Source organism: Xanthomonas sp. DAR33341 (assembly GCF_003992815.1).
GTDB classification, from domain to species: domain Bacteria; phylum Pseudomonadota; class Gammaproteobacteria; order Xanthomonadales; family Xanthomonadaceae; genus Xanthomonas; species Xanthomonas cissicola.
This window is the reverse complement of the sequence record NZ_QEYV01000027.1, coordinates 148,649-173,336: the sequence shown is the minus strand read 5'-3', so window position 1 is coordinate 173,336 and position 24,688 is coordinate 148,649. Positions and strand designations below refer to the sequence as shown.

The 24,688-nt window shown below is 66.0% G+C and carries 27 protein-coding genes; 16 read left to right on the top strand and 11 right to left on the bottom strand.

Annotation, left to right across the window (positions count from 1 at the left end):
* Positions 1-8 precede the first annotated feature (8 nt).
* A complete protein-coding gene (locus EO156_RS13055) occupies positions 9-488 on the bottom strand; it encodes an Lrp/AsnC ligand binding domain-containing protein (RefSeq protein ID WP_007963043.1) in 480 nt (159 codons plus the stop codon).
* A gap of 148 nt (positions 489-636) precedes the next feature.
* Between EO156_RS13055 and EO156_RS13050 the strand changes: the two genes are divergently transcribed.
* Together EO156_RS13050 and alr are read left to right on the top strand one after the other, a co-directional pair.
* Complete coding sequence (locus EO156_RS13050; protein ID WP_005911258.1) at positions 637-1,926, top strand: D-amino acid dehydrogenase; 1,290 nt, start codon at positions 637-639, stop codon at positions 1,924-1,926.
* Positions 1,926-3,026, top strand: coding sequence for an alanine racemase (alr, locus tag EO156_RS13045; RefSeq protein ID WP_016849311.1), 1,101 nt, complete (start codon positions 1,926-1,928; stop codon positions 3,024-3,026). Before EO156_RS13050 ends, alr begins: the two co-directional genes overlap by 1 nt.
* 312 nt (positions 3,027-3,338) lie before the next feature.
* On the opposite strand, the gene EO156_RS13040 is transcribed toward alr, so the two are convergent.
* Positions 3,339-3,914 carry a DUF3016 domain-containing protein gene (locus EO156_RS13040; protein WP_005926788.1) on the bottom strand — a complete coding sequence of 192 codons (576 nt, stop codon included), beginning with the start codon at positions 3,912-3,914 and terminating at the stop codon, positions 3,339-3,341.
* 248 nt (positions 3,915-4,162) lie between these two features.
* On the opposite strand from EO156_RS13040, the gene EO156_RS13035 reads away from it, so the two are divergent.
* From EO156_RS13035 to EO156_RS13015, 5 genes are all read left to right on the top strand, one after another.
* Positions 4,163-4,609, top strand: coding sequence for a hypothetical protein (locus EO156_RS13035; RefSeq protein WP_016849310.1), 447 nt, complete (start codon positions 4,163-4,165; stop codon positions 4,607-4,609).
* Complete coding sequence (locus EO156_RS13030) at positions 4,596-4,886, top strand: hypothetical protein (protein ID WP_003489146.1); 291 nt, start codon at positions 4,596-4,598, stop codon at positions 4,884-4,886. Before EO156_RS13035 ends, EO156_RS13030 begins: the two co-directional genes overlap by 14 nt.
* Before the next feature lie 105 nt (positions 4,887-4,991).
* Positions 4,992-7,028 carry an ATP-binding protein gene (locus EO156_RS13025; protein ID WP_015472760.1) on the top strand — a complete coding sequence of 679 codons (2,037 nt, stop codon included), beginning with the start codon at positions 4,992-4,994 and terminating at the stop codon, positions 7,026-7,028.
* 335 nt (positions 7,029-7,363) lie between these two features.
* Positions 7,364-7,672, top strand: coding sequence for a DUF3247 family protein (locus EO156_RS13020; RefSeq protein WP_003489149.1), 309 nt, complete (start codon positions 7,364-7,366; stop codon positions 7,670-7,672).
* Between the two features lie 88 nt (positions 7,673-7,760).
* Positions 7,761-9,098 (top strand): sorbosone dehydrogenase family protein, encoded by a 1,338-nt coding sequence (locus EO156_RS13015; RefSeq protein WP_016849309.1) that lies wholly within the window; start codon positions 7,761-7,763, stop codon positions 9,096-9,098.
* Positions 9,099-9,292: 194 nt separating this feature from the next.
* On the opposite strand, the gene EO156_RS13010 is transcribed toward EO156_RS13015, so the two are convergent.
* Positions 9,293-9,553: a hypothetical protein gene (locus EO156_RS13010; protein ID WP_003489154.1), complete on the bottom strand. Its 261-nt coding sequence runs from the start codon at positions 9,551-9,553 to the stop codon at positions 9,293-9,295.
* Between the two features lie 147 nt (positions 9,554-9,700).
* Here EO156_RS13010 and EO156_RS13005 point away from each other — a divergent pair, with 147 nt between their 5' ends.
* Genes EO156_RS13005 through EO156_RS12995 form a run of 3 tightly spaced genes read left to right on the top strand, consistent with a single transcriptional unit; the run spans position 9,701 to position 12,155 of the window.
* Entirely contained in the window at positions 9,701-10,768 is a 1,068-nt protein-coding gene (locus tag EO156_RS13005; RefSeq protein WP_016849308.1) for a class I SAM-dependent methyltransferase, read from the top strand.
* Positions 10,765-11,478 (top strand): pseudouridine synthase, encoded by a 714-nt coding sequence (locus EO156_RS13000; protein ID WP_016849307.1) that lies wholly within the window; start codon positions 10,765-10,767, stop codon positions 11,476-11,478. Before EO156_RS13005 ends, EO156_RS13000 begins: the two co-directional genes overlap by 4 nt.
* On the top strand, positions 11,475-12,155 hold the full coding sequence (locus EO156_RS12995; RefSeq protein ID WP_003489162.1) for an HAD family phosphatase: 681 nt from the start codon (positions 11,475-11,477) through the stop codon (positions 12,153-12,155). The genes EO156_RS13000 and EO156_RS12995 overlap by 4 nt, the downstream gene beginning before the upstream one ends.
* Positions 12,156-12,388: 233 nt before the next feature.
* Here EO156_RS12995 and EO156_RS12990 read toward each other — a convergent pair whose 3' ends face one another.
* The 6 genes from EO156_RS12990 to EO156_RS12960 form a co-directional block, all read right to left on the bottom strand.
* Positions 12,389-13,195, bottom strand: coding sequence for an SDR family oxidoreductase (locus EO156_RS12990; RefSeq protein WP_003489165.1), 807 nt, complete (start codon positions 13,193-13,195; stop codon positions 12,389-12,391).
* A gap of 407 nt (positions 13,196-13,602) precedes the next feature.
* Positions 13,603-14,163, bottom strand: coding sequence for a DUF1415 domain-containing protein (locus EO156_RS12980; protein ID WP_003489167.1), 561 nt, complete (start codon positions 14,161-14,163; stop codon positions 13,603-13,605).
* Positions 14,164-14,319: 156 nt separating this feature from the next.
* Positions 14,320-15,147, bottom strand: coding sequence for a YqiA/YcfP family alpha/beta fold hydrolase (locus EO156_RS12975; RefSeq protein ID WP_016849306.1), 828 nt, complete (start codon positions 15,145-15,147; stop codon positions 14,320-14,322).
* Positions 15,134-16,870 (bottom strand): ATP-binding protein, encoded by a 1,737-nt coding sequence (locus EO156_RS12970; RefSeq protein ID WP_016849305.1) that lies wholly within the window; start codon positions 16,868-16,870, stop codon positions 15,134-15,136. Before EO156_RS12970 ends, EO156_RS12975 begins: the two co-directional genes overlap by 14 nt.
* Entirely contained in the window at positions 16,863-17,324 is a 462-nt protein-coding gene (locus tag EO156_RS12965) for a hypothetical protein (protein WP_003489176.1), read from the bottom strand. The genes EO156_RS12970 and EO156_RS12965 overlap by 8 nt, the downstream gene beginning before the upstream one ends.
* A gap of 145 nt (positions 17,325-17,469) precedes the next feature.
* On the bottom strand, positions 17,470-17,955 hold the full coding sequence (locus EO156_RS12960) for a YajQ family cyclic di-GMP-binding protein (protein ID WP_003489178.1): 486 nt from the start codon (positions 17,953-17,955) through the stop codon (positions 17,470-17,472).
* Positions 17,956-18,062: 107 nt separating this feature from the next.
* Here EO156_RS12960 and EO156_RS12955 point away from each other — a divergent pair, with 107 nt between their 5' ends.
* From EO156_RS12955 to EO156_RS12940, 4 genes are all read left to right on the top strand, one after another.
* Positions 18,063-18,959 (top strand): DMT family transporter, encoded by an 897-nt coding sequence (locus EO156_RS12955; protein WP_015472753.1) that lies wholly within the window; start codon positions 18,063-18,065, stop codon positions 18,957-18,959.
* 233 nt (positions 18,960-19,192) lie between these two features.
* Complete coding sequence (locus EO156_RS12950) at positions 19,193-20,200, top strand: methionine ABC transporter ATP-binding protein (RefSeq protein ID WP_016849304.1); 1,008 nt, start codon at positions 19,193-19,195, stop codon at positions 20,198-20,200.
* On the top strand, positions 20,197-20,892 hold the full coding sequence (locus tag EO156_RS12945) for a methionine ABC transporter permease (protein ID WP_003489185.1): 696 nt from the start codon (positions 20,197-20,199) through the stop codon (positions 20,890-20,892). Before EO156_RS12950 ends, EO156_RS12945 begins: the two co-directional genes overlap by 4 nt.
* 145 nt (positions 20,893-21,037) lie before the next feature.
* Entirely contained in the window at positions 21,038-21,847 is an 810-nt protein-coding gene (locus EO156_RS12940) for a MetQ/NlpA family ABC transporter substrate-binding protein (RefSeq protein ID WP_003489186.1), read from the top strand.
* 31 nt (positions 21,848-21,878) lie between these two features.
* Here EO156_RS12940 and xopAK read toward each other — a convergent pair whose 3' ends face one another.
* Positions 21,879-22,541, bottom strand: a complete 663-nt coding sequence (gene xopAK, locus EO156_RS24385) for a XopAK family type III secretion system effector (protein ID WP_235172462.1) — start codon at positions 22,539-22,541, stop codon at positions 21,879-21,881.
* Between the two features lie 124 nt (positions 22,542-22,665).
* Between xopAK and EO156_RS12930 the strand changes: the two genes are divergently transcribed.
* Positions 22,666-22,905 carry a hypothetical protein gene (locus EO156_RS12930; protein ID WP_196246459.1) on the top strand — a complete coding sequence of 80 codons (240 nt, stop codon included), beginning with the start codon at positions 22,666-22,668 and terminating at the stop codon, positions 22,903-22,905.
* A 229-nt stretch (positions 22,906-23,134) separates the two neighbouring features.
* Positions 23,135-23,692, top strand: a complete 558-nt coding sequence (locus tag EO156_RS12925; RefSeq protein WP_016849302.1) for a hypothetical protein — start codon at positions 23,135-23,137, stop codon at positions 23,690-23,692.
* A 275-nt stretch (positions 23,693-23,967) separates the two neighbouring features.
* Here the strand turns inward: EO156_RS12925 and EO156_RS12920 are convergent, their stop codons facing one another.
* On the bottom strand, positions 23,968-24,654 hold the full coding sequence (locus EO156_RS12920; RefSeq protein ID WP_016849301.1) for an OmpW family outer membrane protein: 687 nt from the start codon (positions 24,652-24,654) through the stop codon (positions 23,968-23,970).
* Positions 24,655-24,688: the final 34 nt, after the last annotated feature.

The following is a 24,688-nucleotide window of genomic DNA, read 5'->3' as shown; positions in this document are numbered from 1 at the left end:
ATCCCCGCTCAATCGGCGATCGGCAACGCCAGCGTCTCCTTGACCTCTTCCATCACGATGTAGCTCTTGGACTCACGCACATGCGGCATGGTCAGCAAGGTGCTGCCGAGCAACTTGCGGTAGGACGCCATCTCGCTGATGCGCGCCTTGAGCAGATAGTCGAAGTCGCCGGAGACCAGGTGGCACTCCAGCACGTTGGGCAGCTTTAGCGCGGCGCGGCGGAATTCTTCGAAGATATCGCCGGATTTGTAGGCCAGGCTGATCTCCACGAACACCAGCAGGCTGGCCTTGAGGTAGTGCGGGTCCAGCCGCGCGTAGTAGCCGGTGATGGCGCCGTCGCGCTCCAGCCGTCGCACGCGCTCGGTGCACGGCGTGGTCGACAGGCCGACCCGCTCGCCCAGTTCGGTAAAGGAAATCCGCCCCTCCTGCTGCAGGATGCGCAGGATCTTGCGGTCGATCTTGTCCAGCTCGCGGGCGCGGGTGCTCATGGGGTTTGTCTCGGCAAGGTTTGGCAGGAAGTTTCACTGCAAAGCCGTGCCGATTCCAGAAATGGCACTGCCTGGCTCGCAATATACTGCGTCTAACTGTCCCCCTCTGTGCGTAGTTCTGGGGGAATGCCCTTTTCAGGAGAACGACATGCGTGTGCTCATTCTCGGTAGCGGCGTCATCGGCGTGACCAGTGCGTGGTACCTGGCGCAGGCCGGTTGCGAAGTGACCGTGGTCGACCGCCAGCCGGCGGCGGCGCTGGAGACCAGCTACGCCAACGCCGGCCAGCTGTCGTTCGGCTACACCTCCCCCTGGGCCGCACCCGGCGTGCCTGGCAAGGCGGTGAAGTGGCTGTTCGAGCAGCACGCGCCGCTGTCGATCCGCCCCACCCGCGACCTGCGCCAGCTGGCCTGGCTGAGCCAGATGCTGCGCAACTGCACCGCCGAGCGCTATGCGGTGAACAAGGCGCGCATGGTGCGCATGTCCGACTACAGCCGCGATTGCCTCAACGCCTTGCGCGCCGAGACCGGCATCGAATTCGAAGGCCGCCAGCTGGGCACCACGCAGTTGTTCCGCACCCAGCAGCAGCTGGATGCGGCCGCGCAGGACATCGAAGTGCTGGCCCAGTACGGGGTGCCGTACGAGCTGCTGAGCCCGGCGCAGATTGCGCAGTTCGAACCTGGCCTGGCCGGCGGCGGCGCGCAGATGGCCGGCGCGTTGCGCCTGCCCGAAGACCAGACCGGCGACTGCCGCCTGTTTACCCAACGCCTGGCCGAACTGGCCGCGCAGGCAGGTGTCACGTTCCGCTATGGGCAGCAGATCGAGCGGCTGGAGCATGCCGGCGGCCAAATCACTGGCGTGCAGATCGATGGCCGCATCGAGACCGCCGACCGCTACGTGCTGGCGCTGGGCAGCTATTCGGCCGACGTGCTGCTCTCGCTCGGCCTGCATTTGCCGGTGTACCCGCTCAAGGGCTATTCGCTGACCATCCCGATCGTCGATGCGCAGCGCGCGCCGACCTCTACGGTGCTGGACGAGAGCTACAAGATCGCGCTCACCCGTTTCGACGACCGTATCCGCGTCGGCGGCATGGCCGAGGTGGCCGGCTTCGACATGTCCTTGAATCCGCGTCGTCGCGCCACCCTGGAAATGGTGGTCAACGACCTGTTCCCCGGCGGCGGCGATCTGGCCCAGGCCGAGTTCTGGACCGGCTTGCGGCCGGCCACCCCGGATGGCACCCCGGTGGTCGGCGCCACGCCGTATGCCAACCTGTTCCTCAACACCGGTCACGGCACGCTGGGCTGGACCATGGCCTGCGGTTCCGGGCGCTATCTGGCCGACCTCATGCAGGGCCGCACGCCCGAGATCGATACCGAAGGCCTGGACGTGTTCCGCTATCTGTCGCCGCGCAGCGTGCGCCCGCATCGGGAGGCCGCGTAGTGCGTCCTGCGCAAGCGTCGATCGATCTGGAGGCATTGCGCCACAACTACCGCCTGGCCAAGCGCCTGGGCGGCAGCAAGGCGCTGGCGGTGGTCAAGGCCGACGCGTACGGACACGGTGCAGTGCGCTGCGCGCAGGCGCTGGAGCCGGAAGCCGATGGCTTTGCAGTGGCCTGCATCGAAGAGGCGCTGGAACTGCGCCAGGCCGGCATCCGTGCGCCGATCCTGTTGCTGGAAGGATTCTTCGAACACGACGAGCTGCGCCTGATCGCCGAGCACGACCTGTGGACGGTGGCGGCCACGCCGCAGCAGGTGCGCGCGCTGGCCGAGTTCCAGAGCCCGCGGCCGTTGCGGGTGTGGTTGAAGCTGGACAGCGGCATGCATCGGCTGGGCCTGTCGCCGGAAGATTTCCGCGCCGCCTGGTTGCGCCTGCGCGGGCTGCCGCAGATCGCCTCGCTGGTGCTGATGACCCATCTGGCGCGTGCCGACGAATTGGACTGCAGCCGCACCGACGAGCAGGCGGTGGCCTTTGCGCTGACCGCAGGCGGCATGCGCGCGGAAACCAGCCTGCGCAATTCGCCCGGCCTGCTCGGCTGGCCGGCGCTGCGCAACGACTGGTCGCGCCCGGGGCTGATGTTGTACGGCGCCAACCCGTTCCCGCAGGACACCGAAAACACCGCGCAGCTGCGCCCGGTGATGACGCTGCGCTCGCGCATTATTTCGGTTCGCGAGCTGCCGGCCGGCGAACCGGTGGGCTACGGCGCACGCTTTGTTGCCGAGCGGCCGACGCGTGTCGGCGTCGTGGCGATGGGCTATGCCGACGGCTACCCGCAATTCGCACCCAACGGCACCCCGGTGCTGGTGGACGGCCAGGTCTGTCCGTTGATCGGTCGCGTCTCGATGGACATGCTCACCGTGGACCTCACCGACCACCCGCAAGCCGACATCGGCACGCCGGTGCAGCTGTGGGGTGATGCACCGCAGGTCGGCGCACTGGCCGCGCAATGCAACGTCAGCGCGTACCAACTGCTGTGCGGGCTCAAGCGGGTGCCGCGGGTGTATATGGGCGAGGCAGCAGCGAAGGAGGGAGTCACGCGCTGAGGTATCCCTTCTCCCACCGGGACATCGTGCTCCTTCATGGGGAGAAGGTGTCCCGAAGAGGCGGATGAGGGGACGTGCGAAGCCACATGCACTTCGAACAACACGTGGGCTTGCTTGTATCCTCACACCAACCCCCGGCCCGCGCTAGCAGCGCGAGCGCTCCAAGGCACGCGCCAGTGGCGCGCAAGCTAGTGCCTTTCCGCCCCGACGGGAGAGGGGCTTTAGCGCGCCGACAGACAAAAACGGCGCGTTGCCACGCGCCGTTGTCATTCGAGGCCGAGTTGCTGTTCCGGCGCCGTCAGCACCAATCAATCACAACCCAGCCGTACTGCGATCAGCGCGGAACTGCTTGCGCACCCAGTCGTCGATCATCGCCTTCTCGAAGCGCAGCGGGTCGCTGTCGGTCAGGCGCGGTCCGCTCATCAGAAAGGCCGAATCCACCAGCTTGCGTTCGCCCTGGTCGATCACGCGGCCATCGGCACCGGTGAGCGTGTAGGTGAAGCTCAGGCGCGGCGGGTAGATGTCCTTGACCACGCGCACGTCCTGCATGCGCGGCCCGTGCCAGGGCTCGTACTGGCCGGCGCGGCGGATGTCGGTGATGGTCACGCTCAGGTGCTGGCCATCGGGCAACTGGCGCGCTGCGCTCTGCTGAAAGTGGGTGGCCAGCTGGGTCACCCAATCGCCACGTTGCGCCTCCCAACGGTTGCCGCTGAAGCGCACCTCGGAGAACTGCGCAGGGTCGGTCCAGCGCACATCCACCTTGCCATCGCTACTGAGCGCGCGCGGCGCATCGGGGTCGGTGACGGTGCGCACCCCGGCCTGCACGCCGGTCGCCGCAAGCAGGCCAGCCAGCAGCAGGCTGGCGCCGGAAAGAGTGGAACGTTTCATCGAAAGCCTCCAAGCGGAAGGTACGTTGTGTATCGGCTGTTCTCGCAGTGTGGGGGTGCTTCCGAGAGCCCGCAACGCGCTGCACGCCTGGGTTCGCGACCACGTTGCCGCGCGGTTAATCCGCACCGCAAAGCCATGACGGCAGGTTCACTGCGCCTGCGCCCGCGCTTCACGGCACAGCCCGGAAGATCACCAGCATGGACACCCACTCTTTCCGCACAAAATCAGCGTCTTCGGCGCCGGCACACATGCCGTCGGACGTGCGTTTGCAATTCATCGACTGGGCCAAACAGCACGGTCACAACCCCGCGTCCGGTGCGGCCGCCTTCGTGGCACTGCAGAGCGAGGTCGACCTGGACCTGGCCACGCGCGCGTTGCAACTGGAGCCGGGTGCCGATCCGCGTGATGCGCTCCGCGAGCATCTGGCGGCGTTGGCGCGCCAGGTGGATGTGGCCGTGCAGTTCCCGCCGGTCTACACCTATACCGCGGCCAATGGCCTGGACTACCGCTATTCGCTGATGTTGGTCATTGCCGAAGATTGCGTGGAGTGGACCGGCCGGGTCTGGCACGGCCTGGACTACCAGGGGATGCTCACCGGCCGTGGACAGGGTCCGCGCGCTAACTACACCCAGCTGGCGCGCATGGCGCTGGAACACGAGCTTGATCAGGAGCGTCCCCGTTATGTCCAGGCATGAACTCGAATTGCAACTGCCGGTGGGCGCGCAGATTGCCAGTGGGGAAGACGGCTTCAGCCAGCGCTGCCGCGTCGAATGCGCACAGTTGGGGGTGGCGCGGGTGCGCCTGTTGCTGCTGGATTCCGATTACACACGGTCCACCGCCTGGCGCGAGGAAGCGCAGCGCTGGATGGACGAGCAGCTGCGCCGCGAGGGGGAATGGGTCTTCCGCGGCGTGATCGCCGGCATCGTGGTGCTGGCAACCTGCATCGGCTTCGCTGCCACCACCTTGTGGTGAGCCCGGGACTTGGCAACGAAAACGTGAACTTTGGCAGCCTGGCGTGCACCCGCTGACGACATCGGGCATGGTTTCATCTGCCCGTCATCCGCTCCGGCAGCATCCGTGGTTTCCGATTTGAGCACTCCTCCTTCCAGCCCTACGCTGGCTGCCGCACTGCCGGCCGCCATCGCCGAGCCGTTTCTGGACCCGGCGATGTATCACGAGATTTTCCACAACATCGACGCCGGGTTTTGCGTCATCGACATGGTGTTCGACGGCGAGCAGGCGGTGGACTATGTGATCCGCACCACCAATGGCGCCTTCGAGCGCTATACCGGTCTGTCGCCCAACGCACTGAACGTCTCCATCCGCAACCTGCTCCCCGAACACGAGCAGGAATGGTTCGACCGCTATGGTCACGTTGCGCGTACCGGCAACCGCATCCACTTCGAAATGCAGGCCAAGGCGCTCAAGCGCTGGTATTCGGTGGATGCGTTCCGGGTCGGGCAGCCCGAGCAGGCGCGGGTGGCGATCCTGTTCATGGACATCACCGAGCGCAAACGCGTCGAGCGCGAGCTGGCCGAAAGCGAGGCGCGTTTCAGTGCGCTGGCCGACGGCTTGCCGATGCCGGTGTGGGTGCTGGACGCGCAGGGCGTGGTGCGCTTCGTCAACAGCGCGTATGGCGAATTCTTTGGCCTGGATATCTCCAGCGGTACGGTGTCGGCGTGGAGCGAACTGCTGCATCCGGACGACTTGCCGACCTTCCAGTTCGAGCTGGCGGCATCGCTGCAGGAACAGCGCGGCCTGCGCGCGCTGGTGCGCGCGCGCCGCCATGATGGGCAGTGGCGCTGGATCGAAATGACCGCCACACCGCGCTATTCGGCCGACGGCCGTTTCATCGGCCTGGCCGGCAGCAGCCCGGACGTGACCGAGCAGCGCGAGATCGAACTGGCGCGCGAGCAATTGCTGGAGTCCGAGCGCAGCGCGCGCAACGAGGCCGAAAGCATGGCGCGGCTGAAGGACGAGTTCCTGGCCACGCTGTCGCACGAACTGCGCACCCCGCTGACCACCATCCTGGGCTGGAGCGAGTTGCTGCTGCAGCGGGTCGAAGAAGGCCAGCCGTACTACAAGGGGCTGTCGGTGATCGCCAGCAGCGCACGTGCGCAGAAGCGGCTGATTTCCGACATGCTCGATCTCAGCAGCATGTTGCTGGGCAAGGTGCAGCTGGAAGTCGAATCGCTGGATCTGGTCGAGCAGGTGCGCGAAGCCTTGAATACCCAGGAACTGGCTGCCGAAGGCAAGGACCAGGTCCTGGAGCTGCATGTGCCGCCCACGCCCTGCCTGGTGCTTGGCGATGCCACGCGCCTGCAGCAGGTGTTGTGGAATCTGCTGTCCAACGCGATCAAGTTCACCCCGGCACATGGTCGTATCGACGTCAAGATCGAGCGCGACGACGGGCATCTGGTGGTATCGGTCTGCGACTCCGGCGATGGCATTGCAGCGGAATTCCTGCCGCATCTGTTCGGCCGTTTCCGCCAGGCCGACGGCACCACCACGCGCCAGCATGGCGGCCTTGGTCTGGGCCTGGCCATCGTGCAACAGCTGGTGGAAATGCACGGCGGCCAGGTCGGCGCCACCAGTGGCGGCCGTGGCAAGGGCGCGACCTTCACCGTGCGGCTGCCGGAACACGTTCCCGATCAGGCCAAGCGCCCACGCCGCGAATTGCGGCGGCGTCTGATGTCCGAACAGATCGTCGAAGCGCGCGCGCTCAACGGTCTGCGCCTGCTGGCGGTCGAAGACCAACCGGACATGCTCGATTATCTGCGGCGTCTGCTCGAAGAGCAGGGCGCCGAAGTGGTCACCGCCGGCAGCGCCACCGATGCGCTGGCATTGATCGATCATCGTGGCCACGCGCGCTTCGATCTGATGCTGACCGATATCGGCATGCCGGGCATGGACGGTTACGGCTTGATCCGCACGGTGCGCGAAAACCTCGGGTTGACTGCCACCGCGTTGCCGGCCGTGGCAGTCACCGCCCTGGCCCGCGAAGACGATCGCAAGCGCGCGCTGGAGTCCGGGTTTCAGGAACATCTGGCCAAGCCCTACAGCGTGGCGCAGCTGGTCACGGCCGTGCGGGCCGCGCGCCAGGCGGTGGAGTAACCGGCGCGCGGCGGTACGGCCGCGCATCGGGTGATGGCAACGTGGGTGAGGCGACGCGTTGGATACGCAGTAGCGCATGTGGGTTGGGTACTACTGGGCGCCTTCCCGTGAGGTGCTGATCTGCCCCAGAACAACCGATCATTGCGACGAACAGGTGCTGTCGTGGATGAGCCTTTCCCCACAGTCGTGGCATGGTCGCGATAGAAGACGGATGCGTGCGCATGCTGCTGGGTGCGAATGCCGTGCCAACGCCGACCACTAGCACCCGGTGCGTTTTCTGCCTCTTTCACGCATGCTGGCCTAGCGTGATGCGTTCAGCTCATGGAGATCGCGCAATGCCCAAGTACGCCCCGCACGTGTATTCCGAACAGGTCCAGATCGCCACGCTCGAACATTGGGTGTCCCTGCTCGATGGTCAGGAGCGCGTGCGGATCGAGCTCGACGACGGCAGCATGATCAGCGGCACAGTCGCCGTGCGCCCCAGCCTGCAGACCTATCTCGACGAACACGACAACGAAGGATTGAACGGTCAGCTGCGGTTGGACCTGTTGGATGCGTCGCAGGAGCCGCAATGGATCTGGATGGACCGGATCGTGGCGGTGCACCCGTTGTTGCTGGGCGCCGATCCGCAAGTCATGCCGTGACGGCGGTGTGTTGACGGTGTGTTTACTTCTCACCGTCGCGTTGGCGGCATGATCACTGGCCGACGCAACCGTCCAGGATTTGCCCGCAATGAATGCATCCCGATTGAAGTTCGCTCGCTGGCCGCTGTCGTTGATGGCGCTTGCCGTCCTCGCCGCGTGCGGCGATACGGCGACGTTGGCGATCGAACAGGGGACCGGGCCGGACCCGCAATTGCCCGAGCCGGTGAAGCGTCTGATTCCCACCGTCAAGGTGGCGCCGGTCAAACGCTGGGCAGCCAATGCCAAGCCCATCGCGGCCGACGATCTGCAGGTTGCAGCGTTTGCGCGCGATCTGGATCACCCGCGCTGGATCTACGTGCTGCCCAACGGCGATGTGTTGGTGGCCGAAACGGCCGAGCCGCCCAAGCCCGAAGATGCCGAAGCCGGCGGCGGGCTGCGCAAGAAGGTGCAGGGCGCGATGATGAAAAAGGCCGGCGCGGCGGTGGCGAGCGCCAATCGCATCACCTTGCTGCGCGATGCCGATGGCGACGGCGTGGCAGAGGTGCGTACGCAGTTCGTCAGCGGCCTGTTTTCGCCGTTCGGCATGGCGCTGATCGGCGACCGCTTTTATGTCGCCAATGCCGATGCGCTGGTGAGTTTTCCGTACAAGGCCGGCGACACGCATCTCACCGCCAAGCCGACCTTCGTTGCCAATCTGCCCGGCGGAATCAACCACCATTGGACCAAGTCGCTGCTGGCCAGCCCGGACGGCAGCAAGCTCTATGTCGGCGTCGGCTCCAACAGCAACGTGGCCGAAAATGGCATGGAAGCCGAGCTCAATCGTGCGGCGATCCTGGAGATCGACCCAGCCACCGGCAGCAGCCGCGTCTTCGCTGGCGGCTTGCGCAACCCGGTGGGCACCGCGTGGGAGCCGCAGAGCAAATCGCTGTGGGTGGTGGTTAACGAGCGCGACGAAATCGGCAGCGACCTGGTGCCGGACTACCTGACCTCGGTGCGCGACGGCGGTTTTTACGGCTGGCCGTACAGCTACTACGGCCAGCACGTGGACGAGCGGGTCAAACTGCAGAATGCCGAACTGGTGGCCAAAGCGATCAAGCCCGACTACGCGCTCGGCCCGCATACCGCATCGCTTGGCCTGAGTTTCGCCAGCGGCACCTTGCTGCCCGAGCGTTTCCGCCAGGGCGCCTTCATCGGCCAGCACGGCTCGTGGAATCGCGACCCGCCCAGCGGCTACAAGGTGCTGTTTGTCCCGTTCGCCGCCGGCAAGCCCAATGGTCCGCCGATCACGGTGCTGGATGGATTCCTGGATGCCGAAGGCAATGCGCAGGGCCGCCCGGTGGGTGTGGCGTCGGACAATCGTGGCGCACTGCTGGTGGCCGACGACGTGGGCAACGTGATCTGGCGGGTGACGCCGAAGGCGCGTTGAGTCCGCGCGCCGATCGTTTGCGTGGGTCGAGCAAATCGCGTCCGGTAGACGCAAGAACCGGGCAAGAGCCCGGTCTACCGTGGCGCGGCGTGCCGGCAGCGGCCTATGCAGGTTGTGCAGTCAAGGACGCCTGACGCATGCTCCATCGCGCGTGCGGCAGACGTTCCAGAGCCTGCGTCAGCTGCCTCATCCCCTCAGCGTGGCGCTTCCGGCGAGGCGCTAAAGCGCCGCGCATAGCCACGCTCTTCGGTAATGCGGGTGATGTCGTCGTCTGCCATTTCCGGGGCGCCATACACCGCGTAGGCCACCGTGCCATCGCCGCGTTCGCCGATCTGGTGCAGGCGGTAGCGGGGTCTGCCGGCGCCGGTGTTTTCGGGGTAGTGCATGGGTGGCGGGGTGTCGTCCAGATCCATTTCGCTGTTGTCGACAACTCCTCCTACGAACAAGGCTCGCATCGCGTCTCTCCGGTGTGGGCGTGATCCCAGCCTAGGCGGGCGAATGTTGCGCGCGCATCAATAGTCCGTATACACATTGGAAGGCGCGTGGCGGGCATCTGGCACCGGTCCCTTACAATGACTGCCTGTTCCTGACCCGATGATCCGATGGCTGGCCCGCACGACGCCCCGCTTCAAGCCCTGTTCCTGCCCTTTGCCCAAGGCGCGCTGCCGTGGCCGGAAGGACCGGTCTTGTTTCTGCGCGCGCGCGACGGTTTTCCGCTGCGCGAGCAGGCAACCACCCAGACGCTGACCTGCGAGCAGAGCTTTCGCCCGTTCGCCGAAGCGCTGGAGCGCAATGGGTGGACCGTGCGCGAAGAAAGCGAGATCGAGGCCGACAGCACGCGTTATGCCCTGGTGCTGGTGCTGCCTCCGCGGCAGCGCGAAGAGGCGCGTGCGCTGTTTGCACGTGCGGTGGCGCTGACTGCTCCCGGTGGCCGTGTGGTTGCCTGCCAGTCCAACAACGAAGGCGCACGCTCGGGCGAGGCCGATCTGCGCCAGCTCACCGGACTGGCCGGTAGCCTGACCAAGTACCACTGCCGCACCTACTGGAGCGCGCCGCTGCCGGCCGACACCGATGCCGCGCTGCAGGCGCGCTGGGCAGCGCTGGATGCGCCACGCAAGATTCTGGACGGCCGCTTTGTCAGCCGTCCCGGCGTCTTCGCCTGGGATCGCATCGACCCGGCGTCTGCACTGCTGGTCGAGCATCTGCCCACCACGCTGGCCGGCCATGGCGCCGATCTGGGAGCGGGCTTCGGTTATCTATCGGCCGAAGTGCTGGCGCGTTGTCCCAAGGTCACCGCGCTGGATCTGTACGAAGCCGAGGCGCGCGCATTGACGCTGGCGCGGCGCAACCTGCAGGACAACGCGCATCCGGCGCAGCTGCACTACCACTGGCGCGATGTCACGGCCGGGCTGGTGGCGCAATACGATTTCATCGTCAGCAACCCGCCGTTCCATACGCCGTCGCGTGCCGACCGCCCGGATATCGGGCAGCGCTTCATTGCGGTGGCCGCACAGGCGCTGCGCCCGGGCGGGCAATTGATGCTGGTCGCCAACCGGCATCTGCCTTACGAACAGGTGCTCAACGACAGTTTCGGGCAGGTACGCGTGGCTGCCGAACGCGATGGGTTCAAGCTGATCGCGGCGATCCGCGGCCGCGGAGCGCGCCCATGAAGCTGGTCAAACACATCGCCAATCTCGGCTATGGCAGCCGCAAGCAGGTCACCCAGCTGTTCCGGCAGGGCGCGATCACCGATGCGCAAGGCGAGGTGCTGTATGCCGACGACCAGGTGGAGCACGACGCCATCCGCATCGATGGCGAACCGCTCGATCCGCCGGCGGGCTTGAGCCTGTTGCTGCACAAACCCAGCGGCTACACCTGCTCGACCAAGGACACCGGCCGGCTGATCTACGAATTGCTGCCGCCACGTTTCCGCCTGCGTGCGCCGGTGTTGGCGCCAGTGGGTCGGCTGGACCGCGAGACCAGCGGCCTGCTGTTGATGACCGACGACGGCGCGCTGCTGCATCGGATCATTTCGCCCAAATCCGCCCTGGACAAGGTGTACGACATCACCCTGGCCGAGGACCTGCGTGGCGACGAGGCCGCGCTGTTCGCCAGCGGCAGCTTGCTGCTGGAGGGCGAAACCAAGCCGCTGCTGCCGGCCGAATTGGAGGTGCTTGGCTCACGCCAGGCGCGGCTGACCCTGCACGAAGGTCGCTATCACCAGGTGCGGCGCATGTTCGCTGCCGCCGGTAACCACGTGGTCGCGCTGCACCGCAGCCGCATCGGCGGCCTGTCGCTGGATGGATTGCCCTCGGGGCAATGGCGTGCGCTGGAAGCGAGCGATCTTGAGGTGTTGTTCGGCCGCGGCGCCGCGGCATGAGCCACAGTGCAGCGCTGCCGTTTCGCCCGCAGGCGGTGATCTTCGACATGGATGGCTTGATGCTCGATAGCGAGCGCGCCATCACGGCCTGCCTGGCGCAGGCCGCCGCCGACCAGGGTCTGCAGATCGAACCGGCCTTCTGGTTGCGCATGGTGGGCACCGGCGATGCGGCCTGCCGCCGGTTGCTCGGCGAACGGATCGGCGAGCAACCGGCCGACACCATGCTGGCGCATGCGCAACGGCTGTATGCCGCCGCGGTCGAGCGCGGCATCCCGCATCGGCCCGGCATCATGGCGCTATTGGACTATCTGGCAGCGCAGCACATGCCACGTGCGGTGGCCACCTCCACCCAGCGCCCGCTGGCGCTGCGCAAGCTGGAAGCGGCCGATCTGTTGTGGCGCTTCGATGCCGTGTGCACGGCCAGCGATGTGGTCCATCCCAAACCTGCACCGGATATCTACCTGTTGGCTGCGCGCACCTTGGCGGTAGACCCGGCGCACTGCCTGGTGCTGGAAGACTCGCCCACCGGCGTACATGCGGCATTGGCGGCCGGCATGACACCGATCCAGATTCCGGACCTGCTCGAACCCGATGCCACCGTGCGTGCGCTCGGCCACCGCATCCTGCCCTCGCTAGTCGATGCGCAACGCTTGCTGGAAGCACGCTTGTCGGGATGATGGGTTCGGGGGGATACGTCCCGGTGCCAGCTCCGGTGCCAGCTCACGCGCCAGCCGAGCTGTGAGCACGCAGGTGCTGCAGACCGGCTCGCTGCGCTGCCCTTAGAACGTGTGATGCACGTTGAGATGAGATGCGTTGGCCGCCAGCGGCGCGCGCTCCGTGCCGCTGACGGTCAACCCTCCGGGACGCGCCACAGGACGCTTCGCACTCACCTCAAAGCACATAACACGCTCTACGCGTAGTGCATCTTGCGCGACATGCCGCCGTCGACGATGAAATCCTGCCCGGTGACGAAGCCGGACAGCTGCGGCGCGAGCAGATACACCGCCAGCTGCGCAATGTCTTCGGGCGTGCCCACGCGCCCGGCCGGATGCTGCGCATGGTCGCGACGCGACAATTTCGGCGCCCGCCGGCGTTGCGGCGCGCGCCACGCATCGGTGCTGATCCACCCCGGGCTGATGCTGTTGACGCGCACACGCGGCCCCTCGCTCAGCGCCAGCGCGTGGGTAAAGGCCACCAGGCCGCCCTTGGCTGCGGCGTACGCTTCGCTGTGCGGCTCCGATTGCCAGGCGCGGGTGGAGGCGATGTTGACGATCGCGCCACCGGCTGGCGCCTGCCTGAGCGCGGGCAGCGCCTGCTTGCTGCACAGGAAGGCGCCGTGCAGGCTGGAAAGCCGGCTGTTCCATGTGTCCCAGTCCAGTTGCGGCAGCGCTGCGATATGCGGATCGGGCACACCGGCATTGTTGACCAGGCCGTCGATGCGCCCGAAGCGCTTGAGCGCCGTGGCGACCAGGCGCGTGGCCTGCGCCTGGCGCGCGGCATCGCAGCGTACGAAAGCGCTGCGGCGCGGCAGTGCCCATTCCTGCAGGCAGGCCTTGCCCGCATCGGCATCCAGATCGCCAATCACCACGCTGCCGCCCGCGCCCAGCACCGCCTGTGCAATGCCGCGGCCGATGCCTTGCGCCCCACCGGTGATCACCACCACGCGGTCCTGCAGCGGCGACGGGTTCCATGCGGAAATTGCGGGGATCAAGGCCATGGCATGCGGCACGTGGGTGAGGGTGGCGGCACTGTAGCGCGGGGGCTGTCGTCGTCGCAGCAACGTGGGGCGCGTATGAGGATTCGGCGCACGTGCCGACGCGTGCGCTCGATGTCATCCACATTGAATCTGACAGATGCGGGCTGATCTGAGCAGGTGCCGGGCGGTGTGCGTGTCACCCTCTCCCTGCGCCACACTGTGCTGCTGCGCTTCCACGCGATCACCCGATTGCCCGGTGCCACGCGTGCGCAGCGCGCCTGGCGGCACGGGTCGCTCGACTATGTCGACGGCGAGCACGTGATCCGCATGCGGCTGAAGAACTTCCGCCATGTTTTGTGTCGACTCCCTGCGGGCGCAGATGGGCGAGAATCGCGCTCGCCTGCAGTCCCGCGCGGCAGCTGCAGCACTCAGTGCTCGGCGCCGTTCAACACGCGCTCCCAGCCGTCGCTGCCCAGGCGTTCGAGCGTCTGGATATTGCGTTCGACAATCACATCCGGATCCGGGAACGCCGCCACTGCACGCTCGACGCTGTCTTCGCGCAACAGATGCAAGGTGGGGAAGGGCGAGCGGTTGGTGAAGTTGGCCACATCGTCCAGCGCCGCGCCTGCGAACTGGTAATCCGGATGGAAGCTGGCCACCTGCAACACGCCTTGCAGGTCCAGCGCTTCCACCGCCGCATCGGCATTGTCGAGAAAGTCGTTGTAGTCCAGGAAGTCGGTGAGCACGTCCGGGTGCACGATCAGCGTGGTGTCGATCTGTTCGGCCGGTGTATCGCGCAGCAGCACCAGTTCCTCGGCCAGTTGTTCCAGCAGGGCTTCGGGCGTGCTGGCATCGCTGAGCACCAGCCGCACCTGCTCTTTGACGTACACCGCCTTGGCGAACGGACACAGGTTCAATCCGATCACCGCGCGTTCGATCCATCTGCGGGTGTCGGCGATCGGATCGGAGGTCGCGGGCGTGGTGGTCATCGTGGCGGCAGCGGGATGGCGCGCCAGTGTATGCGATCACTATGCGGCGGGCCGCGCGCGTGGTTGCTGGCAGCACCGGGCGCTAGTGGGCACCGTCGCGACGCTGCCAGCAAGGCGGCAGGTTTCTTTCCGCCACGCACGCAGACCAGCTTGCGCTCACGCACCCCGGCCGTGCGGCGCAGCACACAGCTGCGCCTGCAAGAACGCGATGGACGCCTGCGCTACGGCGCCGGCCAGCGGCGTCTTGTGCGGCGATCCGATCGCATGCGCGCCGGTGTCGAAGGCCAGCGCCTGCCTGTGCGCCGGCGCAGTGCCCAGCGCTGCGAACATCTGCAGCATCGCCGGCACCGAGGCAACGCCGTCTTCGCGGCCATCGGCAGCGCGGTAATAGCCTAGAAATACCGGGCAGCGCACGCGTGGCCACGGCGGATCGGCGGCCACGCGCTCAAACAGGTCACGCAAGGCGCGAAATCCGTCCGGATGGATCGTCTCCGACCAGAACGCACGCGCGGCAGGCGTGCGCGTACGCGGGTCGATCAGCGGGGCCTGTGCGGCGCAGAGCTGTTCGAGCAATGCCGGGTCGGCGGGCCGGATGCCGGGCGACCAAGCGACCACACCGGCCACCGCGTCCGGGCACTGCGTGGCCAGCCACAAACCCAGCGTGGCGCCCATCGACGAGCCGACGATCGCAACCCGCTCGCCCATGCGTTGCGCCTGGGCCAGTGCTTCCAGCGCCGAGGCCTGCAACACCGCCGGGGTGAGCCCCTGCATCGCATCGGCGGCGGCGAGCCCGTGCCCGGGCCAGCGATGCACGTAGCCGTTGGCGGTCAGCGCATCGGCCATCTGTTCGGGTAGCGTGCCTGCTTCGCCCGGGCTGGCGCTGAAGCCGTGCAGGTACAGCACCACCAGCGGCATGCTGGCGTGTGCGGCATGGTGCCAGTAGACGCGTGCGGCGTTGCCCGGCTTGAGCTCAGGGGCGTGCATGGCTGGCGTGCTGGGCGAGCAATGCCAGCAACTCGTGCGCATTGATCGGCTTGGGCAGATAGCCGGCCACGCCCGCCGCACTGGCGTCGCGCATCGAATCGGTCCGCGTGTCGGCGGTCAGCACGATGATCGGCGGCAGCGCCGACATCGCATCGCGCGCTTCGCGCAGCGCATCCCAGCCGGACGTACCGGGCATGTGCAGGTCCAGGAACACCAGGTCCGGCGCTGCCTCGCGGATGCGCTGCACCGCATCGGTGCCATCGACCTGGAAGCTCACCCGATGCCCGGCGCGGGTCAGCAGATTGCCGATCACCAGACGATTGGTATCCATGTCTTCAAAGACCAGGCAATGCAGGGAGGGTACGTTTTGTGCGTGCTGGGCCAGCGCATCGCGCAGTGCGAGCGTATTGCTACCGGCCGCGGCGCCGGGCAGTTCGAAGATCCAGCGAAAGATGCTGCCACCGGCGGGGTTGTCGCTCACGGTGAGGCTGCCGCCCATCGCATCGGAGACGGACAGCGCGATGTACAGGCCCAGGCCCACGCCGCCCTCGACGCGACTGAAGCCGGTACTGAGCTGAGTGAACGGGGTGAAGATGTAGGCCTTCTGATCGTCCGGTACGCCGATACCGGTGTCGGTGACGGTCACTGCGATGCTCCAGCGCTCCTGCACCTGGGTCGCGTCGATCAGCAGATCCACCGTGCCGCCGGCCGGGGTGAACTTGATCGCGTTGATCACCAGGTTGCTGATCACCTGTTCGATGCGGCCTTCGTCGCCCATCACATGCGGTGCTCGCGGGCTATCGACACGCACATCGAGCGTGACGCCCTTGCTGGACGCCGCGGTGGCGCAGACCGCTTTCACCGTGGTGACCACGTCCAGCAGGTTCAAGGGCTTGCGATGCAGCTGCAGGCGCCCGCCATCGATGCTGGCCACGTCCAGCACCTCGTTGACACGATGGCGCAGTGCGGTCGCATTGGCGGTCACCGATTGCAGCAACTCGCGTTGCTGCGCCGGCATTTGTTCGGTCTCGATCAACTGGGCGCAGTTGATCACCGCATTCAGCGGGGTGCGCAATTCGTGGCTCATGGTGCTGATGAAACGGCTTTGCGCATCGCGCGAGGCCAGCGCCTGCAGTGCCACTTCCTGCATCGCAAGCACGATCCGCGCCACCAGCAACGGCAGCACGATGATCAGCGCCACGGCATAGACGAAATATGCCGGACGCGACAGCCAGTAGCCTGACGGTGCGGTCAACAGCATCAGCACGAAGGTGCTGAGCAACACCGGAAATATCGCGCGTTGCCCGTAACGCGCCACCGCAGCGATGGTGATGAACGGCAAAAATGCGTTCAACGACATCAGCAGGATGAAGGCCAGGTAGGTCTGGATGCCGATGAACAACAAGTTCATCGCAAACCCCATCGCATCGAGCCATTCGCTGGGCGCAATGACACGGCGGCGCACCAGCAGCATCCACACCACCGACAGCGCCCACAGGCTCAGCGCAGTGGGAAAGACATGGTGCGCGTCGGCCACCAGCACCGGTTGCGGCCCGTACAGCCAGCCCAGGCACCACGCAGTGACGATGGTCTGCACGATCACACGGCCGACGCAGGCGCGATATTCCAGGAACGACTCGAACAGCCGCACCAGTCTGTCGTTATGCAATTGCCTGGCGGCCAGGATCAGGCCGGGCGCTGCGCGATTGGGAGTGCTACGCATGAGGGTCCGCGTCGTCTGAGGGGAGGGTACGCCGGTACTGCTTGACCAGCAGGCCAGCCGCGTTTGCCACCGCAGTGAAGCGCTGCGCCAGCGTTTCGCCCAGTGCGCCGTGGCTTGCGGCGTCGCGCAACTGGTCGCAGGCCTTGAGCAACTGCTGCGAGCCGGTCAGCGAAATGGTGTTTTTCAACGAGTGGATCTGCTGCAGCGCCTGCGCCTGTGGCATGCCGGCATCGTCGAGCGTACAGGTGGCGATGGCATGTTCGATCTCCACCAGGAAGGCATCGGCAAACGCCGCTGCCGCTACCGGATCCAGGCCGGCCATGGTGTGCAGCGTCGAGCCGGCCTCGATGCGTGGTTGCGCATGGGCGGCGGCGTGCCTGGCGTGTTCGCCCGCTGCGTTCGCCGGCCCGTGCATGCGCAGGCGTTGCAACAGGCTGGCGAACAGGTCGCGCATGCTCGCAGGCTAGGCCAGTGCGGCCAGGTGACGGGCGCAACCGCCCGGTGTGCGGCGCGCAGGCCGCAGACGCCAATCCGGCTCACCCGGCTGCACTGCACGCACCGGCAGTGCCGTCCCGATCGTTACGATCACCCAGACGCACTCAATCGCGGAAGTTGTCGAACTGCAACGGCAGTTCGAAGTCGGCCTTTTTCAGCAGCGCGATCGCGTCCTGCAGATCGTCGCGCTTCTTTCCGGTAACGCGCAGCTTGTCGCCATTGATCTGCGCCTCGACCTTGAGCTTGGCTTCCTTCAACTTGGCCACCAGCTGCTTGGCCTGCTTCTGCTCGATGCCTTGCTTGACGGTCACTTTCTGCCGCGCGCCGGCCAGATTGGTTTCCACATCGCCAAATTCCAGGCAGCGGATGTCGATGCCGCGCGCCAGCAGCCGAGCGCGCAGGATGTCGGTCATCTGCTTGATCTGGAAATCGCTGGGCGCGGACTGGTTGATCACCTTGCCGTCTTCCAGCTCGAACCTGGCCTCGACGCCTTTGAAGTCGAAACGTGTGTCCAGCTCGCGGTTGGCCTGATCCACCGCATTGGTCAGTTCGTGCTTGTCTACTTCGGACACAACGTCGAAGGAAGGCATGCAAAGCTCCTGCAATTGAAAAACAGCCGCCATTCTAGGCCATCGTGCCGCGCCGGCCGTCATGCCGGCATTGGCGGGCGTGCCAGTGCCGCGGCGATAATGCGCGCATGCCCACCACCCGCTCCCCGCTTCCCGCCATCGCCTGGATGGTGGCCGCCGTGGCCTGTTTCTCGCTGATGGATGCGGGAATGAAGCTGCTCTCGGCGCATTACCCGCCGCTGCAGGTCACCTTGTTGCGCGGCGGCGCCTCGTTGCCGTTCGTGCTGGTGTGGGTGTTCGCCACCGCCGGGCCGCGGGCAATCGTGCCGGTGCGCTGGGGACTGCATCTGCTGCGCGGGGTGCTGGGCATGCTGATGATCGGCTGCTTCGTCTTTGGCATCAAACGTATGCCCTTGTCCACCGCCTACACGCTGTATTTCGTGGCGCCGCTGCTGGTGGCCGCGCTGTCGGTGCCGCTGCTGGGCGAGCATGTCGGCCCGCGCCGCTGGACCGCCATTGGCATTGGCCTGGTCGGGGTGATCGTGGTGCTGCGCCCGGGCGTGGACGGGCTGATCTCGCTGCCCGGGCTGATGGTGTTGCTGGCCGCCACTGCCTATGCCGTCGCGGCGGTCACCGTGAGCCTGCTGACCCGCACCGACACCCCGCAGGCAATGGTGGTGTGGTTCTTGCTGTTCATGGCCATCGGCGCCGGGTTGCTGGCCATCCCCGGCTGGGTGCCGCTACAGGCCGGGCACGCCGGGCTGATCGCCGGCATGGGCCTGGCCGGTGCGCTGGGCCAGGTTGCGCTGACCCAGGCCTTCATGCGCGGCGAGGCCTCGATGATCGCCCCGCTGGAATACACCGGTCTGGTCTGGGTGATCGGCTGGGACTGGCTGCTGTGGCAGACCCTACCCGACAGCTGGACCTGGACCGGCGCGGGCATCATCGTCGCCAGCGGCCTGTATTTGTTGCGCCGGGAGCGGATACGGCAGGCTGACCGTCCGCCGCCGCTGGATAGGCCGTGATTGGGGATTCGGGATTCGGGATTCGTCAAAGCAGGGCGCGCCTGCTCTGACGAGTCCCAGATCTAGGCCTTGCCAGCGGTAGGGATTGGAGGCTCGGGATTCGCAAAGGCGAGGGCATCCGCCTTGCCAACCCCCAATCCCGACTCCCGAATCCCAGTCGTTAGAACCGAATGGAATGACGGCCCCAAACATTGACTGGTAGGCTTCACGCCCCCCCCAATCGGCCACGCGCGGTGATCCAGTTTCAGCGCCTGCACAAGTCCTATTCCGTCGACGGTCGCCAGATCGTGGCGCTGCATCCGCTCGATCTGCGGATCGGCCCCGGCGAAGTATTCGGCATCATCGGCCATTCCGGCGCCGGCAAATCCACGCTGATCCGGCTGATCAACCGGCTGGAAGCGCCTAGCGGCGGCCGTCTGCTGATCGGCGAGGAGGACGTGACCGCGCTGGACCGCCAGGGCCTGCGCGCCTTGCGTCGCCGCATCGGCATGATTTTCCAGCACTTCAACCTGCTGTCCTCGCGCACCGTGGCCGGCAATGTCGCCTTCCCGCTGGAACTGGCCGGCACACCGCGCGCCGAGATCGATGCGCGCGTGGCCGAACTGCTGGCCCGGGTCGGGCTGCAGGAGCACGCCAACAAGTATCCGGCGCAACTCTCGGGCGGGCAGAAGCAGCGCGTCGGCATCGCGCGCGCGCTGGCCACCCGGCCGCAGATCCTGCTGTGCGACGAGGCCACCAGCGCGCTGGACCCGCAGACCACCGCCTCGGTGCTGCAGCTGCTGGCGCAGATCAACCGCGAGCTGGGCCTGACCATCGTGCTGATCACCCATGAGATGGATGTGATCCGCCGTGTCTGCGACCGCGTCGCGGTGCTGGACGCCGGCAAACTGGTGGAAACCGGTCCGGTCACCGAGGTGTTCCTGCATCCCAAACACGCCACCACCCGGCGCTTCGTGTCCGAAGCCGAGCATGTGGACGAAGCCGAGCTGCATCGCGATTTCGCCGCAGTCGGCGGGCGCATCGTGCGGCTGACCTTTCTGGGTAACGGCACCTACGAACCTGTCTTGGGCAGCATCGCCCGCGAAACCGGGGTCGACTACAACATCCTGTCCGGGCGGGTGGATCGCATCAAGGACACGCCCTACGGCCAGCTCATCGTCGCCCTGACCGGCGGCGACCACAACGCAGCACGCGCCGGTTTCGTCGCCGCCGGCGTGCAGGTGGAGGAACTGCGCGTATGACCCCGATCGTTGCCGCCGCCGGCGGTTTCTTCCGCAATCTCGATGCCGCCAAGTGGGGCGATATCGGCCAGGCCACCCTCGACACCTTGCTGATGCTGGCCGGCGCGTTGCCATTGACATTGCTGATCGGCCTGCCGCTGGGCGTTGCGCTGTTCCTGTGCGGGGCGCCGCAGTTGCGCCGCCGCCCGGTGCTGTACGGCGCGCTCGCGGCGCTGATCAACCTGTTGCGCTCGGTGCCCTTCATCATTTTGATGATCGCGATGATCCCGCTCACGCTGATGCTGATGGGCACCTCGCTCGGCGTGCGCGGCGCCATCCTGCCGCTGGTGGTTGGCGCCGCGCCGTTCTACGCACGCCTGGTGGAAACCGCGCTGCGCGAGGTCGACCGCGGCATCATCGAGGCCAGCCAGGCAATGGGCGCCACCACCCGACAGCTGGTGCTGCGGGTGCTGTTGCCCGAAGCGCGCCCCGGCCTGATCGCCGGCGCCACCGTGACCACGATCGCGCTGATCGGCTTCACCGCGATGGGCGGTGCGATCGGTTCCGGCGGCCTGGGCGATGTGGCCTACCGCGAGGGCTACCTGCGCTCGCACTCGGACGTGGCACTGATCACGGTCATCGCCTTGCTGGTGCTGGTGCAGGTGCTGCAGATGCTGGGCGACCGCCTGGTGGCGCATTACAGCCGGCGCTGAGCCGGTGCGCGGCCGTTGGGGCGCACGTGTGACCCAACCGCTGCATCGCCCCGTCCGCACCGCGCGGTGCATCGCTGCCACACGCCGCGTCTGGTAGGTTGATCGCCTGCGGCAGGTCCGCATTCCTCCTCCCACGGATTCCTCCATGAGCACATTCGCGTTTCGTTCCTTCCTGGCAGCCGCCACACTGGCGTTGGCCTCCTGTGGCGGCGGCAGTGGCGGCAGTGGCAGCGGCGGCGACACCCTGACCGTGGCCGCCACGGCGGTACCGCATGCCGAAATCCTGGAAGTGGTCGAACCGCTGCTGGCCAAGCAGGGCGTCAAGCTCGATGTGCGGGTGTTCAACGACTACGTGCAGCCCAACGACCAGGTCGTGCAGAAGCAGATCGACGTCAACTACTTCCAGACCGAGCCCTATCTGGATGCGTACAACCGCGACCGCAAGAGCCAGCTGGTCACCGTCGTCGGCGTGCATATCGAGCCGTTCGGTGCCTATTCGCGCCGCTTCAAGGCGCTGGCCGAACTGCCCACCGGTGCCGACGTGGTGATCCCCAACGACCCGAGCAACAACAGCCGCGCGTTGATCCTGCTCGACAAGGCCGGGGTGATCAAACTCAAGGACCCGAGCAACGCGCTGTCCAGCCAGCGCGACATCGTCGAGAACCCCAAGCACCTCAAATTCCGCGAACTCGATTCGGCCATGCTGCCGCGCGTACTGGACCAGGTCGATCTGGCGCTGATCAACACCAACTACGCGCTCGACGCCGGGCTCAACCCCACCCGCGATGCGCTGGCGATCGAAAGCAAGGATTCGCCGTACGTCAACTTCCTGGTGGCGCGCGCCGACAACAAGGACGATGCGCGCGTGCAGAAACTGGCCAAAGCGCTGACCAGCCCAGAAGTGAAAGCCTTTATCGAGCAGAAGTACAAGGGCGCGGTGCTGCCGGCGTTTTGAGCGCAGGCGGCGCCTTCGCATCGAGGCGTCTTTACCACGACTTGTAGTAGTAGATGCCATTGGCCGTCATGACCAGGTTGATGGCATTTTCCTCACCATTGCGATCGCTCATGCTGGGATGAAGTTTGGCGCCTACGATATTGAAGGGGCGCTGCAGCGCCAGCAGATCTCTCTCGATTTCGAAGCTGCCCAGCTCGTCTTGGTTGGAGATCATGCCGCCTACCAGGAATATTTCGGGTTCTTGCACGCCTTCTTCCCGCATATCGTCCCGGATTTCGGAAAGCGCATCCTGTGCATCCTGTATTCCGGAATAATGCAGCAGGCCCAGGATGTCGTGGCCGCGAGGATTCTTTCCTTTCGCACAAATGCAGACGCATGAAGACAAGCCGTGCGTGCCGATCGAATCAAATCCATCGTGCGCGAGATTGATGACGGCACATTCGTCCATCTCCACATCCATTGTCCGGCTGGCTTGGATGTCGCGTGCAGATTGGACTGCGCAGACATGGGATGTTTGGAACAGCGTGGCGTATTGTCGTTCCAGATCGCGAAATGGCTGGATCTGCTCCCTGGTAAAGCCGTCCGGGATCGCGAACGCGTCGCTGCGGCATGGGCGCGCATGGCTGGCGGCCCGTGCGCCATCGCAATCGCCCGCGGTGTCGGCAACACGCTTTCTGGGTCTTTGGCGTGACAACCCCTGGCAATCGGGATGGGGCGCTGGCCATGCCGCACTCCCGTCGGCTGGATCGGCCGACGGCGGCGGCTCCGCAGTGTAGGTGGTGCTGGTGGATGTGTCGGGTCTGATGGAAGCCGGCTTCATGGAATCAGGACCGTCGGCGATACACGTATCGATTCTCGCATCGTCCCTGCATGAAGACGCGCCCGCTGCCGAACCGATGGGTCTGGAAAACGAAGTGTTCTACATCGAAGAAAACGGATCCGCAGGACCTTATTTTCGAACATCGGATTTTGATCGTTTGGAGGCGCGCGCCGGTACCGAGGTCAACAGTCCCACCGATCCAGTTTCAGCTCGCCAGGCGGGGTTCCGTCCTTGCTAAACGGCGCGCAGATCGCAGCTCTGCGTCAACCTGCCAATGAGGTCTGTGTGGTCGTCGAAGATTTTCGGCAGGATGCGCCCGATCCTTGCCAGCGGTTTTCAAGCCACCGCTTCCCCCGCCCCAGCCGAGCGCGTTCGCTGCGCCGCAGATGGGAATCGATTGGCCGAACACGCGCCGCTGCACGTCCGCGTAGTAGCGTCATCGGCCATCTTTCTCCGGCACTCACTCAATGCCTTTGCTGCTCGCCATCCCGCTGGCCGTCATCATTGCCCTGGCGGTGTTCGTGGTGGTGTTCCCGTTGTCGCTGCTGCAGCGGTTTCGCATGGGGACTGCACGTCGTCAGGCGCGTGGCTGGCTACTGATGATCAACCTGGTGTCGGCGGGTATCTCCAGCGTGCTGTTTGCGATCTTCAGCGTGATCGCGGCGGCGTTCTGGCCCGGCGCGATCAGCCACGCCGCGTTCGGCTGGGTCTGCGGGTTGGCGCTCGGGGCGTTGGCGCTGCGCCTGACCCGCTTCGAACGCACCACGCAAGGGCTGTTTTACCGGCCCAACCTGTGGCTGGTGTTGGCCTTGACCGCGTTGGTCGTGGTGCGGGTGATCGCCGGGATGGTGCAGGGCTGGCGTAGCGCCTGGCAGGGCGTCGCCTGGCCAACCGAGGGGTGGCTCAGTCATGCCAGCCTGCTCGGCGCTGCCGGCGTCTTGCTCGGTTACGCGCTCGCCTATGTCACCTTGCTGTGGTGGCGCTGGCGCAGCGCACGTCTGCGCGGCAGCGTTTATTGGCGGTGAGTGCGTTTGAGGGTGCATCAGGTGATGGTGTTCGACGCATGCGAACAGCCGCGTCGACGCATGCAGGTGCATGGAGTCACAGATGCATGAGACGCGCTGAAGCAGAGCCGGTACACCTAGGCACGTCACTATGCGCATGCGCACGTGGAGGGCCGGCACAGCACCTCAGAGCTCGGTCGTAATGGCCCGCAATTTACGCAGCTTGCACCACGCACAAAAAACGGGCCTTTCGGCCCGTTTTTGTTCAACCAAAGCCCTGGCGGGCAGCGGCGTGCTTAGAAGCGCGCACCGATGCCGAAGCCAACGGTCCACGGATCCAGTTCCAGCTCGCTGCCGGTGCCCTGGCCACCCACGCGCAGTTCCGGACGCGAACGCATGTAGCGGGCGTCGGCACGCGCGAACCAGGTGGAGTTGATGTTCATGTCCACACCAACGGTGCCGATGACGCCCTTGGCGGTGCTCAGGCCCACGTGATCGCCGGTGGTCGACGCTGCGTCGATCTTCTCGTTGCTGAAGTTCGACTCGTAGTAGCCCACGCCCACGAACGGACGGAACACGTTGTCGGTTTCGCCGAAGTGGTACTGACCGCTGATGGCGATCGGCTGCTGCTCGACGGTACCGACCTTGCCCACGCCATCGGCGTTGACACGGTGGTTGAACTTGTCCGCTGCGCCCCACAGTTCGACGGCCCAGTTGTCGTTGATGTAGTAGCTGGCGCTCAGCGTCGGTGCCGGGCCGCCATCGACGTCAAGGCCCGGAGCCGGGTTGTTCTTGGGGTTCAGCAGTGCCACGCCACCGACCACGGCCCAGTGCTTGCCGGAGGCGGTATCGCCGCTGGTGGACAGCGTGCTGGAAGAAGTCGAGGAGGTGTCGCCGGTATAGGTGGTGTCCTGCGCGAACGCGGACGGTGCAATCGCAAGTGCAGATACAGCAGCCAGGCTCAGGATGGAAATGGAACGCATGAGGGTCTCCTCGTCTTGTTGTTAGGCCCGTGGA